This window comes from Blastococcus deserti (assembly GCF_042682525.1).
Classification (GTDB): domain Bacteria; phylum Actinomycetota; class Actinomycetes; order Mycobacteriales; family Geodermatophilaceae; genus Blastococcus_B; species Blastococcus_B deserti.
The window spans coordinates 22,833-39,821 of the sequence record NZ_JBHUHP010000023.1 but is presented as its reverse complement, the minus strand read 5'-3'; the positions used below and the strand labels follow the sequence as shown (position 1 = coordinate 39,821).

The 16,989-nt window shown below is 73.5% G+C and carries 21 protein-coding genes; 15 read left to right on the top strand and 6 right to left on the bottom strand.

Features of this window, described 5'->3' with window-relative positions:
* Positions 1-41 precede the first annotated feature (41 nt).
* Together ACFSHS_RS18660 and ACFSHS_RS18655 are read right to left on the bottom strand one after the other, a co-directional pair.
* A complete protein-coding gene (locus ACFSHS_RS18660; protein WP_376879338.1) occupies positions 42-1,286 on the bottom strand; it encodes a glutathionylspermidine synthase family protein in 1,245 nt (414 codons plus the stop codon).
* Between the two features lie 26 nt (positions 1,287-1,312).
* Complete coding sequence (locus ACFSHS_RS18655) at positions 1,313-1,723, bottom strand: hypothetical protein (protein WP_376879336.1); 411 nt, start codon at positions 1,721-1,723, stop codon at positions 1,313-1,315.
* Positions 1,724-1,848: 125 nt separating this feature from the next.
* On the opposite strand from ACFSHS_RS18655, the gene ACFSHS_RS18650 reads away from it, so the two are divergent.
* The 11 genes from ACFSHS_RS18650 (at position 1,849) to ACFSHS_RS18600 (ending at position 11,168) form a co-directional block, all read left to right on the top strand.
* Positions 1,849-2,520: an SIMPL domain-containing protein gene (locus ACFSHS_RS18650; protein ID WP_376879334.1), complete on the top strand. Its 672-nt coding sequence runs from the start codon at positions 1,849-1,851 to the stop codon at positions 2,518-2,520.
* Complete coding sequence (ypfJ, locus tag ACFSHS_RS18645) at positions 2,517-3,434, top strand: KPN_02809 family neutral zinc metallopeptidase (RefSeq protein WP_376879331.1); 918 nt, start codon at positions 2,517-2,519, stop codon at positions 3,432-3,434. The genes ACFSHS_RS18650 and ypfJ overlap by 4 nt, the downstream gene beginning before the upstream one ends.
* Positions 3,435-3,951: 517 nt before the next feature.
* Entirely contained in the window at positions 3,952-4,800 is an 849-nt protein-coding gene (locus tag ACFSHS_RS18640; protein WP_376879329.1) for a hypothetical protein, read from the top strand.
* 3 nt (positions 4,801-4,803) lie between these two features.
* The gene (locus ACFSHS_RS18635; RefSeq protein WP_376879327.1) at positions 4,804-5,310 is read left to right on the top strand and encodes a phage holin family protein; all 507 of its coding nucleotides are present in this window, start codon (positions 4,804-4,806) and stop codon (positions 5,308-5,310) included.
* Between the two features lie 37 nt (positions 5,311-5,347).
* On the top strand, positions 5,348-6,052 hold the full coding sequence (locus ACFSHS_RS18630; protein ID WP_376879324.1) for a DUF3618 domain-containing protein: 705 nt from the start codon (positions 5,348-5,350) through the stop codon (positions 6,050-6,052).
* A 202-nt stretch (positions 6,053-6,254) separates the two neighbouring features.
* On the top strand, positions 6,255-6,683 hold the full coding sequence (locus tag ACFSHS_RS18625; RefSeq protein ID WP_376879322.1) for a response regulator transcription factor: 429 nt from the start codon (positions 6,255-6,257) through the stop codon (positions 6,681-6,683).
* On the top strand, positions 6,680-8,464 hold the full coding sequence (locus tag ACFSHS_RS18620) for a sensor histidine kinase (protein WP_376879320.1): 1,785 nt from the start codon (positions 6,680-6,682) through the stop codon (positions 8,462-8,464). The genes ACFSHS_RS18625 and ACFSHS_RS18620 overlap by 4 nt, the downstream gene beginning before the upstream one ends.
* Before the next feature lie 280 nt (positions 8,465-8,744).
* Entirely contained in the window at positions 8,745-9,368 is a 624-nt protein-coding gene (locus ACFSHS_RS18615) for a TasA family protein (RefSeq protein ID WP_376879317.1), read from the top strand.
* Between the two features lie 32 nt (positions 9,369-9,400).
* Entirely contained in the window at positions 9,401-10,030 is a 630-nt protein-coding gene (locus ACFSHS_RS18610) for a signal peptidase I (RefSeq protein WP_376879314.1), read from the top strand.
* Positions 10,027-10,500: a hypothetical protein gene (locus ACFSHS_RS18605; protein ID WP_376879311.1), complete on the top strand. Its 474-nt coding sequence runs from the start codon at positions 10,027-10,029 to the stop codon at positions 10,498-10,500. The genes ACFSHS_RS18610 and ACFSHS_RS18605 overlap by 4 nt, the downstream gene beginning before the upstream one ends.
* A complete protein-coding gene (locus tag ACFSHS_RS18600) occupies positions 10,494-11,168 on the top strand; it encodes a response regulator (protein ID WP_376879309.1) in 675 nt (224 codons plus the stop codon). The genes ACFSHS_RS18605 and ACFSHS_RS18600 overlap by 7 nt, the downstream gene beginning before the upstream one ends.
* Before the next feature lie 57 nt (positions 11,169-11,225).
* On the opposite strand, the gene ACFSHS_RS18595 is transcribed toward ACFSHS_RS18600, so the two are convergent.
* Together ACFSHS_RS18595 and ACFSHS_RS18590 are read right to left on the bottom strand one after the other, a co-directional pair.
* Positions 11,226-11,927 carry a response regulator transcription factor gene (locus ACFSHS_RS18595; protein WP_376879306.1) on the bottom strand — a complete coding sequence of 234 codons (702 nt, stop codon included), beginning with the start codon at positions 11,925-11,927 and terminating at the stop codon, positions 11,226-11,228.
* A 139-nt stretch (positions 11,928-12,066) separates the two neighbouring features.
* Positions 12,067-12,849: an isocitrate lyase/PEP mutase family protein gene (locus ACFSHS_RS18590; protein ID WP_376879304.1), complete on the bottom strand. Its 783-nt coding sequence runs from the start codon at positions 12,847-12,849 to the stop codon at positions 12,067-12,069.
* Positions 12,850-12,990: 141 nt separating this feature from the next.
* On the opposite strand from ACFSHS_RS18590, the gene ACFSHS_RS18585 reads away from it, so the two are divergent.
* Together ACFSHS_RS18585 and bfr are read left to right on the top strand one after the other, a co-directional pair.
* A complete protein-coding gene (locus ACFSHS_RS18585) occupies positions 12,991-13,224 on the top strand; it encodes a (2Fe-2S)-binding protein (protein ID WP_376879302.1) in 234 nt (77 codons plus the stop codon).
* A gap of 7 nt (positions 13,225-13,231) precedes the next feature.
* Positions 13,232-13,696 carry a bacterioferritin gene (gene bfr, locus ACFSHS_RS18580; protein WP_376879300.1) on the top strand — a complete coding sequence of 155 codons (465 nt, stop codon included), beginning with the start codon at positions 13,232-13,234 and terminating at the stop codon, positions 13,694-13,696.
* A 70-nt stretch (positions 13,697-13,766) separates the two neighbouring features.
* Here bfr and ACFSHS_RS18575 read toward each other — a convergent pair whose 3' ends face one another.
* A complete protein-coding gene (locus ACFSHS_RS18575; protein WP_376879298.1) occupies positions 13,767-14,723 on the bottom strand; it encodes an ABC transporter substrate-binding protein in 957 nt (318 codons plus the stop codon).
* A gap of 145 nt (positions 14,724-14,868) precedes the next feature.
* On the opposite strand from ACFSHS_RS18575, the gene ACFSHS_RS18570 reads away from it, so the two are divergent.
* Both ACFSHS_RS18570 and ACFSHS_RS18565 read left to right on the top strand, forming a co-directional pair.
* Positions 14,869-15,807 (top strand): siderophore-interacting protein, encoded by a 939-nt coding sequence (locus ACFSHS_RS18570; RefSeq protein ID WP_376879296.1) that lies wholly within the window; start codon positions 14,869-14,871, stop codon positions 15,805-15,807.
* 138 nt (positions 15,808-15,945) lie between these two features.
* Positions 15,946-16,146, top strand: a complete 201-nt coding sequence (locus ACFSHS_RS18565) for a hypothetical protein (RefSeq protein ID WP_376879293.1) — start codon at positions 15,946-15,948, stop codon at positions 16,144-16,146.
* On the opposite strand, the gene ACFSHS_RS18560 is transcribed toward ACFSHS_RS18565, so the two are convergent.
* Positions 16,070-16,987: a MerR family transcriptional regulator gene (locus ACFSHS_RS18560; RefSeq protein ID WP_376879291.1), complete on the bottom strand. Its 918-nt coding sequence runs from the start codon at positions 16,985-16,987 to the stop codon at positions 16,070-16,072. The two genes, ACFSHS_RS18565 and ACFSHS_RS18560, sit on opposite strands and share 77 nt — an antisense overlap.
* Positions 16,988-16,989 lie beyond the last annotated feature (2 nt).

The window sequence follows — 16,989 nt, the reverse complement described above, 5'->3', positions numbered from 1 at the left end:
AGTCGATCATCGGCAGGCGGCCGCGCGACACGTCGGTGCGGTCACCGGCCGGATGCGCGTGGCGGCACGTAGTCGATCGTGTGCGGCACGAAGTAGCTCAGGTTGTCGGTGATCAGGCCGTCGCTCTCCCGGATCCCCAAGCCCGCCGGCTCGCCGTCCACCACCCACGCGCCGAGGACCGGGTGGTGGGGCCCGTCCACGCCCGGGAAGTCCGGCAGCGGCGCCAGCTCCTGCACCACGAACCCCTCGATCCCGTACCGGCCGGGCAGCTGGCTGGCGACCGCGCCGTCCCGGACGATCGTCACGTTGGCGCCCTCCCGTCCCCACAGCGGCTTGCGCACGTAGTCCCGCCAGGACGACGGCATCTCGTCGGCGAAGTACGCCGGCAGCAGGAACTCGCCGAGGACCGGGTCGCTGCCGAACATCTGCCACAGGACGGGGAGCAGGGCCTTGGTGCTCCAGAGCATCTTGTAGGCGGGCTCCACCCACGTCGTCCCCCCGGGGCGGGCGGCGTCGGCGAGCACCGCCGGTCCGAACTCGTCCTCGATCAGCCACTCCCAGGGGTAGAGCTTGAAGACGACGTCGAGGTGGCGGCCCTGCGGGTCGTAGAAGCGGCCGTCGCCGTCGTCCAGGACGATGTCCTCGACGACCAGCTCGATCGCCTCGTAGCCGGCCTGGACCACGGTGTCCATGAGGTAGGCCACGGTCATCCGGTCCTCGCCGGACTTGTCCTCGCTGGTCCACGCCAGGTGCACCCGTGGGCGCAGGCCCGTGCGGCGCTCCCACTTGAGCAGGTTGCGCTGCCAGGCGGCGATCAGTTTGTCGTGCAGCGCGTTCCACTGGTCGCTGCCCTGGCCGGTGAACAGGTGCCAGTTCCACTGGGTGACGGCGGCCTCCACCAGGCCGGTCGGGGTGTCGGCGTTGAACTCCAGGAGCTTCGGAGGACCCTCGCCGTCGTACCGCAGGTCGAACCGGCCGTAGATGCTCGGGGGCTCGGCCTCCCACGTCCGCCGGATCTGCGGCCGGGCGATCGGGGGGATGTGCATCCGGTCGAAGAGCTCGTTCTCGATGACGTGGTCGCCGGCGGCCACGCACATCTCGAACAGCTGCGCGACCGCGCCCTCCAGCCGCTGGATCTCGGCCATCGAGAAGTCGTAGAAGGGGCCCTCCCGCCAGTAGCTGCGGACCTCGCCGCCGGGCAGGTGGGTGCGGTTGTAGACCAGTCCCTGGGACTCGATCTCGGCCTCCCACCCGGGCCGGACGATCCCGCTCTCGATCCGCCTCACCCGGGACCGTCCCAGAGCCGGTGCACTCAGCTGCCCGCCCCGGTGCCGGCGCGGTTGCCGACGCCGCTGCCGATGCCGCCGCTCACCCGCTGCCCCGCGCTCACCTTCCCGGTCGCCGGGAGGCCGGCCCGCTGGCGTGCGACCGAGTCGCGCGGGTCGATCCGGGTGCCACCCGGAGGCAGGACGGTGCCCACGGGGAGCCCCGGCCGGAACCCGCCGAGGTAGAGGAAGAACAGCCCGCCGCCCCCGCCGCGGTCGTCGTCGCACAGGTCCTCGTCGACGATCTCGCCGTTCTCGTCGGTGCAGTAGGCGACCTGCTCCTCCTCGACCTCTTCGGCCTCCTCGCCCCCTGCGCCGCAGCCGGCCATGAAGCCGGTGGCCGCCGTCGTCAGCACCGTCGTCGTCAAGGCGGCACGGATGCGGTTGGATACCGCCACGACCACTCCCCCTTCATCGGTTGGGCCAGACCCTAGGACGTCGGTCCGCGGATGTGGGCACTCCCGCCCCGACCGGTGCATCCGGCCGTCTGCGACAGTCCCTGCACAGCCCTCGGGAGGTCGTCGTGAGCAGTCCGGTTCGGCAGGTTCCCGCCCCTCAGGTGCTCGTCCGCGGCGAGGTCTTGCTGCAGGTCGAGCCGGAGCTGGCCGAGGTGGCCGTGACCGTCCGCGCCCGCGCGCGTGACCGGGAGACCGCCCTCGAGCGCTGCCGGGCCGCCCAGGAACGGGTGACCGCCGTGGCCGTCGCCGCCGGGGACGCGGTGGAGTCGGTCGAGACGACGGCCGTCTCCGTCCATCTCGAGGTGCGCGACCGGCGTGCCCCCGGGGAACCGGTCGCCACCGTGCAGACCCGGCTGACCGTCGCCCGGCTGGACGCCGTGGGTGAGCTGGTCGTGGCACTCGGCCGGCTCGACGACGTCGAGGTGTCCGGCCCCCGGTGGCGGTTGCGGCCCGACAGCCCCGCCGTGGAGCGGGCCCGCCTGGACGCCGTGCGGGACGCCGTGCACCGGGCGCGCCAGTACGCCCGGGCCTTCGGCGCCGAGCTCACCGAGCTGCTCGAGGTGAGCGACGCCGGGCTGGGCGGTGGCCTCCGGGTCGCGGTCGCCTCGGCGTCGATGGCACGGTTCGAGGACAGCGAGCTCGACCTCGACCTCACCCCGCCGCGGCAGGAGGTGCACGGCGCGGTGGAGGTCCGGTTCGCGATGTCCGCACCCGACCTGGAGGTCTTCCGGCGATGAGATACCGCGAGGGCGGGGACATCGACCTGTCCGGCGTGCAGGACCGCCGTGGCGGAGGCCGGTTCGGCGGCGGCCGCGGGATCGCGGTGGGCGGTGGAGGACTGGGCATCGTCGGCCTGCTCGTCGTCGTCCTCCTCCAGCTGGCCGGCGGGGGCGACGGGAGCACGGGCGCGGCGCTCGGCGAGCTCGCCGGCCTCGGCAGCGGGGAGACAGCCGACAACAGCGAGCTGGAGGCGAGCTGCCGGGACAGCGGAGCCGCCAACGAGTCCGTCGACTGCGCCGTCGCCGCCGACATCGAGTCCGTCCAGGACTTCTGGACGTCGGCGCTCGGCGCGGCCTACCGGCCCACCGACACCGTCTTCTTCTCCGGCTCGGTGCAGACCGCCTGCGGCGGCGCCTCGAGCGGCTCGGGCCCCTTCTACTGCCCGGCCGACCAGCTCGTCTACATCGACCTCAGCTTCTTCGACCAGCTGCAGAGCCAGTTCGGCGCCCGGGGTGGCCTGTTCGTCAACGCGTACGTGATCGCGCACGAGTACGGCCACCACGTGCAGAACCTGCTGGGCACCAACGCCCGGGTGGCACCCGGCGAGACCGGACCGCGGAGCGGGACGGTGCGGCTCGAGCTGCAGGCCGACTGCTACGCCGGCGCCTGGGCCCACCACGCGGAGACGGTGCCCGACGAGTCCGGGGCGCCCCTGATCGCCGAGATCACCCGGGACGACATCGACCGGGCCCTCGACGCCGCCGCCCGCATCGGTGACGACTTCATCCAGGAGAACCTGGGCGGCGGCCGCATCGACCAGGACGCGTTCACCCACGGCTCGTCCGAGCAGCGCCAGAAGTGGTTCATGACCGGCTACGAGAGCGGGGACCCGCGCCGTTGCGACACGTTCGCCACGGACGACCTGGGCTGATACGCGACTCGCTGCCCGTGTCGCGGGCGGCCTGGTCGACCGGGTCGTGGCCCCGACCACCTCGAGACCGAGGTCCTCCGCGTCGCCGACGTCCCGCCCGGACGCTGCGCGCTGTCCCGGCGGGCCGCGGGAGAGGGTCGTGGCGCTCGCCGCCGGAGGCGACGGGGAGGACGTCGTCGGCCGCGGGCACCGGGAGGCGACCACCGCCGGCGAGCTCCCCGAGGGCGTCGCCACGTTCGCCGGACGGCGCCCCGCCGGTCCGGCAAGGCAGGCCGACCGGCAGAATCCGTTTCGATCATGGTCGGTCCGGGGTACCGGGGGTCTGCGGAGCTTCCCCATAGAGCCAGGGATCGGCGCGGCCCGCCGTGCCGCCGACTGTCTCCCGCCCGCCCGTGACGCATGGATGCGCCGGGCGGAAAGCCGCTGTCCCCCGCCCTCTTCGCCGCTCGCGGCAGGTGTGGCGGGACCGCTCCGGGGTAGCGCCTCAATCGACCACGATCCATGCCGAGGAGGACCGATGACTCACTCCATCGACGCCCCGTTCCCGCCGCCCGCCACCGCGGGATCGGGAGCCACGTCGCCGACGACGGGTACGACAACGGGTTCCCCGTCGACGACCGAGAAGGCCAAGGAGACCAAGGATCTCGCCATGGGCGAGGCCAAGAACGTGGGCCAGACCGCCGCCCAGGCCGGTAGCCAGGTCGCCTCCGTCGCGACCGACCAGGCCAAGGAGGTCGTGCACGAGACCCAGCGCCAGGCCCGGGACCTCCTCGACCAGGGCCGCACCCAGGTCAGGCAGCAGGTGGTCTCCCAGCAGCAGAAGGCGGGGCAGAGCCTCTCCTCGCTCGCCCAGGAGCTCCGCGCGCTCGCCGACGGCACCAGCGAGGGCGCTCCCGGCCCGGCCCGCGACCTGCTCCAGCAGGCCTCCAGCTCGGTCGAGAGCTTCGCCTCGATGCTGCAGAACCGCGAGCCGGCCGAGCTGCTCGACGAGGTCCGCAGCTTCGCCCGGCGCAAGCCCGGCCTCTTCCTGCTCGGCGCCGCGGCCGCCGGCGTGCTCGCCGGCCGCCTGACCAGCGGCGTCAAGGCCGCCCACAGCGGCAACGGGTCGACCGGGCAGTCGACGACGCAGTCCAACTACGTGGACCCGGCGCCGACCTACTCCGACTACTCGGCCACGGGGACCTACGCCGGGACGACCGGGACGACCGGAACCGCCGGCACGGGTGGGACCCTCGGCGCCGGTGCGACCGGCGGCGCCCCGCTGCCGCCTCCGCCGTACGGCACCGCACCGCCCGCGGGCATGGGGACCTCGACCGGCCAGGCCGGATGGGACGACCCGGCGCGGCGTCCGGGTGGGGTGGCCTGACTGATGAGCACCCCCTACTCCGGGGCCTCCCCCACCGGCGCGCCGCAGGGCTACGCCGAGCCGACGCCCCAGAACTACGCCGCCGACTACAGCGGCGGCATGGGTACCCCGACCACCGAGGCCGGTCGCCCCGACGTCGAAGGCGTCTCGGTCGGCCAGCTGATCGGCGAGGTCACCAAGGACCTCTCCACGCTCATGCGCCAGGAGCTCGAGCTGGCCAAGGTGGAGGTCAAGGCCGAGGCGAAGAAGGCCGGCCAGGGCGCCGGCATGTTCGGCGCCGCCGGCTTCGCCGGCTACATGGTCCTGATGTTCCTCTCCTTCGCCCTGTGGTGGGCACTGGCCAACGTCATGGACATCGGCCTGGCCGCGCTCATCGTCGCGATCCTCTGGGGCGTCATCGGCGCCGTGGCCTTCGTGATGGGCAGGAAGAAGTTCCAGCAGGTCAACCCGAAGCCCGAGCGCACCGTGGACACCTTGCAGCAGGTCCCCGGCGCCTTGAAGCCCAACTGACCCCCGACTGACCCCCCGACCATCAGGAGTCGCAGACATGACCAGCAGTGACCCGGACGTCATCCGGCGGCAGATCGAGGACACGCGGCGCGAGCTCAGCTACGACGTCGACGCCCTCAACGAGAAGGTCAACCCCGCCCGCGTCGTCGACCGTCGCGTGACGGCGGCCAAGGGGCGCATGACCAGCCTCAAGGAGAAGGTGATGGGCAGCGCGCAGAACACCACCTCGCAGGCGCAGGGCATGGCGTCCAACGCCGCCGGCTCGGTGCAGGGGGCCGCGTCCAGCGCGGCCGGCACCGTCCAGGGTGCGGCGTCCAGCGCCGCCGGCTCGGTGCAGCAGGCGGCGTCCTCCGCAGTGGGCGCCGTCCAGCAGGCCCCGGACACCATCGTCCGTCAGGCCCAGGGCAACCCGCTGGCCGCAGGCCTCATCGCGTTCGGTGTCGGCTGGCTGGTCTCGAGCCTCCTGCCGGCGTCGGAGAAGGAGCGGCAGCTGGCCCAGCAGGCCGAGAGCGCCGTCAAGGAGCACAAGGACGTGCTCCTCGAGCCGGCCAAGCAGGCCGCCCAGGAGATCGGCGACGAGCTCAAGCCTGCGGCACAGCAGGCGATGGACTCGGTGAAGTCCACCGCTCAGGACGCCGCGACCACGGTGACCGAGGAAGGCCGGTCCGCTGCCGCGGACGTGCAGGGCCAGGCCCAGCAGTCGAAGCAGACGGTGCAGAGCCAAGCTCCGATGGGCTCGTGAACCGCGGGTCGCCCTGACCCACCCCATCGCCTGCGCCCCGCCGGGATCCCCTGGCGGGGCGCAGTGCTGTTCGCCGGCCGGCTCACCCCACGGGGTGAGCCGGGGGCCGGGGCTCTGCAGGCGCCTGGTCGGGACGTCGAAGTCCGGAGGGACGACGCCGTTCGGCTCTCCCGGGAGCCGCCTGACCGACAGGAGCCCGCCCGTGGACGAGGCCGTGCCCGTTCTCGTCCCTCCGGTGGCCCCGGACCCCGCGGCCGTGCGCGTGCTCGTGGCCGACGACGAGGAGGACATCCGCGCCCTGGTCGGTCTCGCGGTCACCAAGGCCGGCTGCACGGTCACGAGCTCGGTCGCCGACGGGATCACCGCGCTGACCACCGCCCGTGCCGAGGTGCCCGATCTCGTGGTCCTCGACGTCTCCATGCCCGGGGCGACCGGCCTGGAGGTGTGCGCCGCACTCCGGACGGACCCCTCGACCGCGGAAGTCCGCATCCTGCTGCTGTCCGCGGGCGCCTCCCCCGACGACGTCGCGCGCGGGCTGGCCGCGGGCGCCGACGCCTACCTGGCCAAACCGTTCGGGATGGCCCGCCTGGTCCACCAGATCCGTGCGCTCACCACCAGGCAGCCGGCATGACCACGGCGGAGGTGCGCCCGACCCTCGTGCGGCCGGCACCCCTCCTGCGGCTGCCGTCCGCCCTGCCCTACCCGGCGTCGCTCCTGCGGGGGCCGGGGCCGTCCACCGTGGGGTTCGCCACGGCTGCGGTCCTGCTGGCCGCCGGCGCCCTCCCGGTCGCCGACGCCGAGCTGGTGCTGGCCGGCCTGGCGACCGCGCTCCTGGCCACGCTCGTCGCCCACCTCGTGGTCCGTCCCTCGCGGGGCGTCGACGGGACGGCCGTGGTGCCGCTGGCCCATCTCGCCGCCGTGACGCTGCTCCTCGCCGGCACCGGATCGCCCGCCGTGCTGTTCCTCCTGCTCGGTCCGGTGCTGTCGCTCGCGGCCGCACCCGGCCGTCGTGGCGTCGTCGTGGCGGCGCTCGGCACCGCCGCCGTCCTGGCGCTGCCCGGCCTGCTCACCTCCGGGGGAGCACCGTCCCTCCCGCACGCCGGCCTGGTGCTCGGGCCGCTGGCGGTCGGGCTGGTCGGACTCGCGGTCAACGACACCACCCGCACGCTCAGCGCCCGAGCGACGGAGATCGACCAGCTGCACGAGCAGCGGGCCGGCCTCCTGGAGCAGGTGCGCACCCGCGCCGACGAGCTCGACGTGGCCACGCGCATGCTCGCCGCCCGGGCGCAGACCATGACCAGCGTCATCGACGCGGTCACCGAGCAGGCGATCATCGGCACCGATCGGGACGGCGTCATCCGCGTCTGGAACCCCGGGGCCGAGAAGATGCTCGGGCTGCCGCGTCCGGAGGTGGTGCGCCGGCGCTCGATCGTGGAGTTCCACCTGCCCGAGGAGCTGGATTCCGCGGCCGAGGGACAGGGTTGCGCGACCGGGCTGGACGCGCTCGTCCACGCCGCGAAGGAGCACGGCAGCGACGTCCGGGACTGGACCTATGTCGCGGCCGACGGCACGGAGCGCACGGTCTCGGTGGCGATCACTCCCCGCGCCGACGACCGCGGAGAGCACGCCGGCTGGAACTTCGTCGCCACCGACATGACCGAGGCGCGGGCGACCGAACGCATGAAGGACCAGTTCGTGAGCCTGATCAGTCACGAGCTGCGCACACCGCTGACCTCGATCCTCGGTTACCTGGAGCTCGTGCTCACCGACGACGAGCCGCTCAGCGACGAGCAGCGCGCGTACCTGACCACCGTGGAGCGCAACGCCGACCGGCTGCTGCGGCTCGTGGGCGACCTGCTGTTCACCGCGCAGGTCGACGCCGGACGCTTCAGCCTCGAACCGCGCGACGTCGACCTGGCCACGGTGGTGCGGTCGGCCGAGGAGACCGCCCGCGTCACCGCGGCGGCGGCCGGCGTCGAGGTGACCGTCGATGTCCCCGAGGGCGGTCTCGTCGTCCGGGGCGACGCCGTGCGGCTCGGCCAGGCCTGCGACAACCTCGTCTCCAACGCCGTGAAGTTCACGCCGTCCGGCGGCCGGGTCACCCTGTCGCTGCGCAGCGGGTGGGCGACGGCCGATGGAACGGTGAGCACCGACGAGCGCCCCGGCTCGACCCCGGTGGCACAGCTGGCGGTCAGCGACACCGGCATGGGCATCCCGACCGGCGAGCAGGGCAAGCTCTTCACCCGCTTCTTCCGTTCGTCCACCGCCCAGCGCAACGCCGTCCCCGGAGTCGGGCTGGGTCTGGCGATCACCAAGGCGATCACGACCGCGCACGGCGGCACGCTGGAGCTCGTCAGCGCCGAGGGTCAGGGCACCACCTTCACCATGACCCTGCCCCGCCCGGGGGTCTGACCCCACCGTCCCGTCCGGGTGGCTCCGGAGCACCGACCGCGGGAATGAGCCCTCCCGGCCGTCCGACCTACCGCTCCGCCGTGCCTTCGGGGCGCCGTCCGGGAGCGTGTCGCCCCGTCCGGAGGCTCGCCGCGAGCGTGCGAGCGGTGAGTGGGAGAGGGTCCGTTTTCTTGCGGATTCCTTGCGGAACGCTCGCGGGTGGCCTGCGGTACGGCCTCCAGAGTTCTCCCTGTCACCGGGACGACCGGTCGACGAACCGGACACAGGGAGAACCACGGACATGAGCACGAAGTTCGCCACCATCGCGGCCAGCAGCACCGCCCGCAAGGTCGTCGGCTCGCTCGGCGTCATCGGCGCCGCTGCCGCCGTCGCCGGCGTGGGCACCTTCGGTACCTTCACCGACAGCAGCACCCCCGCCAACACCACCATCGACACCGCGACCCTGGACATCAACGCCGCCGCGGTCGGCGAGAGCATCCCGGTGACCACCGCCGGCTTCGTGCCCGGCGACTCGCTCACCCGGGCGGTGAACCTGGTGAACAGCGGAACCGCGGCGCTCGGCTCGGTGAACCTCAACACGACCGTCGCCGCCGCGAGCGTCCTGACCACCGACTTCACCAACGGCCTCCAGCTGACCGTCAAGTCGTGCTCGGTCCCGTGGACGCAGGGCGGTGTCGCCGGCGCCCCCACCTACAGCTGCTCCGGGACCACGCAGGTCCTCGGCGCTGGCCCGGTCGTGAGCAGCATCAACCTGGCCAACGCCGCGTCCCTCGCCCCCGGTGGGACGGACTACCTGACGTTCTCCGTCTCGCTGCCCACGACCGCCGACAACACCTTCCAGGGCAAGACCGCCGCGCTGAGCCTCACCTTCGTGGGCAGCCAGCGCACCGGCACCGCCCGCTGATCACGGCCTGACGACCTCCCGGAGATCTCGCCATGACCGCCACCCTCCCCGTCCGTCGCCCGGGGGCAGCCGCAGAGCTGCCCCCGGCCGAGGACGCGCGCTCCACCGCCGGCCGTGCGGCCGGCCGGGCCGCCCAGACCCTGGGCCGCGTGGCCCCGTGGCTGGTCCGCGGAGTCGTGGGCCTGGCCGTCCTGGCGTTCCTCGTGCTGGCCGTCGGACCGCACGTGCTCGGCTACCGCACCATGACGATGCTGACCGCCAGCATGGCGCCGGAGATCGACGCAGGCGACGTCATCGTCGTCACGCCGATGGCGGTCTCGGAGATCGCCGAGGGCATGGTGATCACCTACCACAAGCCCGTCGACGACCACAGCATCGTCACCCACCGCGTCGTCTCGGTCGAGACCGGCCCCGACGGCTCCGTCCAGGTCCGGACCAAGGGTGACGCCAACGAGGCGATCGACCCCTGGACCGCCACGCTCGAGGGCGACACCGCCTACCAGGTGCGCGCCGTCATCCCCGAGCTGGGCCACGTGATCCGGGCACTGCGCGCCCCCGTCGTCTCGCAGGTGCTCCTCTACGGCGCACCGAGCCTCCTCGTCGGCTGGGTGCTGCTGACCATCTGGCGCCCCGCCCGTGACGACCACGAGGAGTCGGCATGACCGGCATCCGACGGGCGCTGGCCCTCATCGGCCTCACCCTCACCGTCACAGTCGGCACGGCCGTCCCGGCGTCGGCCACCTTCGCCGACTCCGTCACCGTCGGGACCAGCGTCACCACCGGCACCGTCACCGCGCCGGCCTCGGTCACGGTCGACGACTACTGCTACACGACCACGTCGGGCTACTGGAACGCCTACGGCCAGTGGGTCATCACCTACCGGCACTGGTACCACGCGGACGTCTCCTGGCCGGCGAGCACCACGGCACGCGGGGTCATCGGCTACCGCGTGATGGCGCATCTGAACAACGGGCAGTCGGTCGTGATGGCCGAGACCGACGCGGCGACCCGCTCGGTCAGTGCCACGGTCGACCGTGGCTACCTGAACTACCAGCCCCGTCTCTCGGTCCTGACGCTCACCAGCTACGGCTGGACGGCCGAGACCGCGCGCACGCCGGTGCTGACGTGCTGACCGCGCTGGTCGTCGACGCCGACGCCGACGCACGGCGCCGGGTCGCCGGCCTCCTCCGCCTCGGCGGCTGGCAGGTCCGCGAGGCGGCCGGCGCGCGGGCCGCTCACCGGATGGCCGCCGCCGACGACCCCGACCTGGTGGTCACCGACGTGGCACTGCCCGGCGACGACGGGCCGGCGATGCTCCGCCGGATGCGCCGCAACGGCTCCCGCGCGCGCTTCCTGGTCGTCACCGCCGAGCCCACCGACGAGATCCGCGCCGCCGCGGTCACCGCGGGCGCCATGGCCTGCCTGGCCAAGCCGGTCGAGGCGCGGATCCTCCTCGACTTCCTGCGCAGCCGGACCACGGGGCCGGCTGCGCAGGACCAGCTCACCCACGTGCAGGAGTGGACCGACCTCCACGACGACGACGTCGACGCGGAACTGATGGACCGGCTCCACGAGATGTACCTCGCCGCACTGCCCGGCCGGCTGAGGGCCATCGCCGCCGGGACCCGGTCCGGCGACGCACCGGCCGTGGTCTCCGCCGCGCACACCCTCGCGGGGACCAGCGGCCAGCTCGGGCATCCGGAGGTGGCCTCGGTCTGCCGGGCCATCGCGGCCGACGCCCGCCGCGGCGTCATGGCCCACGCAAGCGTCGTCCGGCTGCAGGAGCTGGCCCGCGCCTGAGGCATCGCCAGGGGTCCCGCCGAGCTCGCGAGGCGGTGGGGAGGAGGAGGTCCTTCCTCAGGCGACGAGCCGGTAACCCACTCCGCGCACGGTCCGGATCTCGGGAGAGTTCAGGCCGGCCGCGACGAGCTTGCGGCGCAGGTTGGACATGTGCGCCTCGACCAACCGGAGGTTGCCCTCCCAGTCGGTCTGCCAGACCTCGCGCAGCAGTGTCTCCCGCTGGAGCACCCGGCCGGGCCGGGACGCCAGCGCGGCGAGCAGGTCGAACTCGGTACGGGTCAGGTCGACGACGGCGCCGTCCACCCGGACCTCACGGCTCTCCTCGTCCACCTCGAGCTCGGCGAGCCGGCGCACCGACTCCGCGGCAGCCGGCTCGGGCGCCGGGGCTCCGTTGCGGGGGAAGCGCAGCATCGCCTGCACCCGCGCGACGAGCTCGCGCGGCGAGAAGGGCTTGGCCATGTAGCCGTCCGCGCCGACCGCCAGCCCGATGAGCAGGTCGACCTCCTCGGCGCGGGCGGTGAGCATCAGGACGTAGCACTGGGTCTCGGCACGGATCTGCCGGCACACCTCGGTGCCGTCGGCGTCCGGGAGCCCCAGGTCGAGCACGATCAGGTCGGGAGGGTTCCGCCGCACCTCCTCGAGGCACGCGGCCCCCGAGGCCGCCTCGCGGACGTCGAACCCGGCCCGGTGCAGCACCGTGGTGACGAGCTCACGGATCTCGTCGGTGTCCTCCACCACGAGCACGGACTGTGCGGGCACGACCTCTCCTCCTCACCGGCGGGCGCAGGTGCGGAGGACGACTCCTCCGCTCACCTGACCGGGTGATCGGCAGTCGCGACCGCGGGCTTGAGTCGAGCGCCTGCGGACGGGCGCCGCTCCCTCGAAGGGGTGGGGTCGGTCAGTTCAGGGTGCGGGTGCTCTCGGGCAGCACACCGCCGGCCACGATCTCCGCCGTGGCGTCCTGCAGCGCGGTCAGTGCGACCCGCTGGGTGAACGGGCCGGTCGACACCCGGGCGACGCCGAGCTCCTCCAGCTCGCGGGCGGGCAGCGAGTACCGCGGCACGCTGATCACGGTGAGCCGCCGCGGTCCCAGGGCGTCGGCGAGGGCCACGATCTCCTCGCGCGCGACGACGCCGGGCACGAAGACCACCGGCGCGCCCGCGTCCAGGAACGCCCGTCCGCGGCGGATCGCCTCGTCCACCAGGCGGCCTCGGTCGGCGTCCCGGGGGGCCTGCACGAAGACGTCGGTACGGGCGTTGAGGACGAAGTCGATCCCGGCGTCCCGGCCGGCGCGGAGCACCGCCTCCACGGCGGCGACCGCGTCGTCCAGCGGCTGCATCCGGTCCTCGAGATTGCCGCCGACGACGCCCCGCTCGATGGCGCGGCGGGCGGTCTCCCCCGGGTCCCCGTAGCCGGCCTCCATGTCCATGCTCACCGGCAGCTCCACGGCGGCGACGATCCGGCCCACCATGTCCAGGTGGAGGTCGAGCGGGATGTTCTCGCCGTCCTCGTACCCGAAGGTCGCGGCGATCGAGTGGCTCGCCGTCGCCAGGGCCCGGACGCCGTCGGTCGCGGCGACCACCCGCGCGGAGACGACGTCCCACACGTTGGCGAGGACGAGGATCTCCGGAGCCGTGTGCAGATCCGTCAGGGTGCGGGCGCGAGCGGCGAGGTCCGGCATGCGGCTGAACGTAGACACCGCGGCGGCGGCTGACCAGCCCACTTGACGGGCACCACTCAGGTAAGGCTAACCTGCACCCGGTGCCCAGGGTCGAGCCTCTGGGAGGCAGACACTGTTCGCGCTACCGGTGAGGCGACCGCCATGTACGTGTGCCACTGCAACGTGGTGACCGACCGCGACATCATCGAGGCGATCGCCAACGGCGCCCGCTGCGTGGCCGACGTGGCCCGGGAGACCGGAGCAGGGCGCACCTGCGGCAACTGCATCAGCTCCCTGCGTGACCTCGTGTGTCAGCATTGCCCGGTCCGAGCCGAGCGCCGTACCGAGCAGCACGCGGCCGAGCGAGAAGTAGGTGTGGCTGGTGCAGCCCGTTAGTCCCCGTGTGGTCGAACTCCTGAACGACGCCTTGACCTTCGAGCTCACCGTCACCAACACGTACTTCCTCAACGCCCGGATGCTCGACTCCTGGGGGCTGTCGAAGCTGGGCAAGGTCTTCTACGACCTCTCGATCGACGAGATGCGGGACGCCGACGCCCTCATCCAGCGCGTGCTGCTCTTCGACGGTCACCCGAACGTGCAGCGCCTCGGGGCCATCCGGGTCGGCGAGTCCGCCGAGGAGATGCTGGTGCTGGCGCTCGACAGCGAGAAGGCCGCCGTCGCGCAGTTCAACGCCTCCGCCCAGGAGTGCCACACCCTCGGCGACCACGGCACCGCCGCCGTCTTCGAGGAGATGGTGCGCGACGAGGAGAAGCACGCCGACTGGTTCGAGGCGCAGCTGGCCGCCATCGAGCGGGTCGGGGCGCCGCAGTACCTGGCCACGCAGATCGTCACCGGCGAGACCCCCTGAACACGACGAGGGCCGCCTCCCCTGAGGGGAGGCGGCCCTCGTCGTCCCCGCGACGTCGCGTGCCGCCGACTCAGCCGGCCAGCAGCTCCTCCAGGGACTCCAGCTGCAGGGTGGCCGCCCCCAGGCCGATGCCGGTGTAGAAGACGTCGTCCTCCACGGCGAACGCCCGACCGTCGGCGACGGCGGACAGCCGCGGCCAGAGCGGGCCCCCGACGACGGCGGCCTCCCCCGAGTCCTCGACCGGGCCGTAGGACGAGTACAGGACGACGTCGGCGTCGGCCGTGGTGAGCTCCTCGGCGCTCAGCTCGGCGAACGTCGCGGTCTCCCCCGTCGGCAGCTCCACCAGGTCGAGACCGATGTCGGCGAGGACCGTGCCGATGAACGACTGCGCCTGGTAGACCCGGATGGTGCCCTCGACGAAGCGCAGCGCGCTGACCGTCGTCTCCGCGGGGTCGCCCAGGGTCTCGCCGAGCTCGGCTGCCCGCTGCTCGTACTCGTCCAGGGCGTCCCGCGCCCCGTCCTCCAACCCGAGCGCCTCGGCGGCCAGCTGGAAGTTCTCCTTCCACACGGCCCCCACCTTCTCCGCGAAGACCGTGGGCGCGATCTGCGACAGCTGCTCGTAGACGTCCTCGTGCCGCACCTTGTTGGACAGGATGAGGTCGGGCTGCAGCGCCGCGATGGCCTCGAGGTTCGGCTCGGCGATCGTGCCGACGACCTCGACGTCCGCCGCGTCCTCGGCCAGGTAGCTGAGGAAGCCGTCGGACACGGCCGTGGTCACCGCGCCCACCGGCGTGACGCCCAGCGACAGCACCGAGTCCAGTTCGCCGGTGTCCAGGACGACGACGCGCTCGGGCTGTTCCGCGATCTCCGTCGTCCCCATGGCGTGCTCGACCGTGCGCGGGAAGGACGCATCGGTCGACGCCGTCGCCGCGGCGTCGGACGAGGCGGCGTCCGCGCCGGCGCAAGCGGTCAGGGGAAGCACGGCGGCCAGGGCCAGGCCGGCTGCGGACACGGTGGGACGTCTCATCGCTCTCCTTCGGCGTGGGGCGCGTCCCCCGGTGGGCCGCGCCGCTGGATCGCTCCGCGACCGTGTGCCACACTCCGCCGCAAAGCTAGGGAAGGCTAACCTAAGTAGATCGCCGCCTCGCCGGCGGCCGGCCGGGAGAGGGCGCATGACGGTCGAGACGCTGCAGATCCCCGCGTACCGCCCGTTCGCCGTCCGCGTCGCCCGGCTGCAGCGCCTGAGCCCGAGCTTCCTGCGGGTCACCTTCACCGGCCCCGACATGGCCGCGTTCACCTCGAACGGTCGCGACCAGCGGATCAAGGTGATGCTGCCGCTGCCCGGCCGCGGCATCGGCGACTGCCCGACCGACCCCGACTGGTACGGCGCGTGGCGGGAGCTGCCGGCCCAGCGCCGGATGCCGATACGGACGTACACCGTCCGCGCGCTCCGGCCCGAGGTCGGCGAGGTCGACGTCGACTTCGTGCTGCACGGCGCGACGGGGCCGGCGTCGGCGTGGGCGGAGACGGCCACGGCCGGCGACGAGGTCGTGCTGATCGGCCCCAACGCCCGGTTCCCCGGCCCGACCGGCGGCTACGAGTGGCACCCCCCGGCCGACGCGTCGTGCCTCCTCCTCGCCGGTGACGAGACGGCGGTGCCGGCCATCTGCGCGATCGTCGAGAGCCTGCCCGCCGGTCGGCACGCGCGGGTCCTCCTGGAGGTCCCCACCCCGGCCGACGTGCTCGACACGGCGGCGCCCGCGGGGGTGCGGATCACCTGGCTGCCGCGCCGGCCCGACGACGGCGCGGCAGCGGCTCCCCGCGGCGCCCTGCTGACCGCGGCCGTCGTCGCCGCGGTCGACGAGCTGGGCGACGTCCTCTCCCCCACGCCCGGCACCGTGCTGGACGACGTCGACGTCGACGCCGGCATCCTGTGGGAGGTCCCCCAGGAGGAGGCGGAGCGCCGCCGCTCCTCCGGCCTCTACGCCTGGCTGGCCGGCGAGGCGGCCGTGGTGAGGGGCCTGCGCCGCCACCTGGTGCAGGAGCGTGGCGTGGACCGTCACTCGGTCGCGTTCATGGGCTACTGGCGCGAGGGCAGGACCTCCGGCTGACGCGCCCGCCGGCGACCGCGGTGAAGGGCCCCGCTCCGCGCCCGGCCGAAGGTGCATGTCCCCGATCTCACGGCGCACCGGCCCTCCCGGCGGATCCCCCGTTTGACGCCGTGTCAGCCAGCGGTGTCACATGGAGGCGTGACCGGTGTCGTGGACGTCGTGGCGACCGACGGCCTGAGCCTCATCGGGACGGTGGGCTTCTTCGTGCCCGCCGCGGTCCTGATCGGGCTCGTCGCCGGCGCCGTCGTGCGCGACCGCAGGCTCAGCGCCCGCGAGGAGGCAGCGGAGGCGGCGCAGGAGGGGATGCGGCGGGAGCAGCTTCCTGGTCCAGCCGACTGAGCACGGTCTCGAGCGCGGCTCCCACCGCGGCGGCCATCTCGGTGCGGAAGGCGGCCAGGACGGCCTGCGCCGCGGCGGGCTGCAGCCGGGCGACGGTGTCGCGCACGGCGTCCAGCTGGTCGCGCGGCGCGCCCGCGTCGACGAACGCCTGCCAGCCCGTCCGCACGAACAGCTGCACGTACGTCTCCGCGATCTCGCGGACGTGCGCGTTCACCCGGGTCTGGGCGTCGATGAGCTCGTCCGGGGGGATGCCGAGCGCCACCACCTGCAGCCCCGCCGTCAGCAGCGCCGGGTCCACCACCCGCAGGTCGCCGTCGCCGAGCCGCTGCACCAGGCCCAGCTCCACCAGCCGGTCGACGAGCGCCGGGTCCTCGGGAACACCGGCCCGGGCGGCGAGCTCCGCGCCGGTCATCGTCTCCGGCTCCGGCGGCAGCCAGGGCGCCAGCAGCGCCCGGTGGAGGGCCAGCGTCGTGCTGCTGGCATTGGCGGGGGCCGAGGCGAGGGTCCGCTCGATCATCGCCAGCGAGTAGCCCTCGGCGAGCATCTCCCGGACCAGGAGCAGGCGGGCCACGTGCTCCCGCCCGTAGTAACCGGTGCGGCCCACCATGCGCGGCGGAGGCAGCAACCCGCGGGCGGAGTACGCGCGCAGGTTGCGCACCGTGACCCCGACGCGGGCGGCGAGCTCGTCGACCGTCAGCTCGCGATCGCCGTCCTCGTCCCCGCGCTGGGCCTGCCCCGGGGTGACCACGGACACCTCCTCCTCGTCGTGACGTCCACGGTAGTGCGCTCGTTGTATGTACCAGTTGTCGATGTCACGGTCACGGGTGTTCCATACCCGCATGG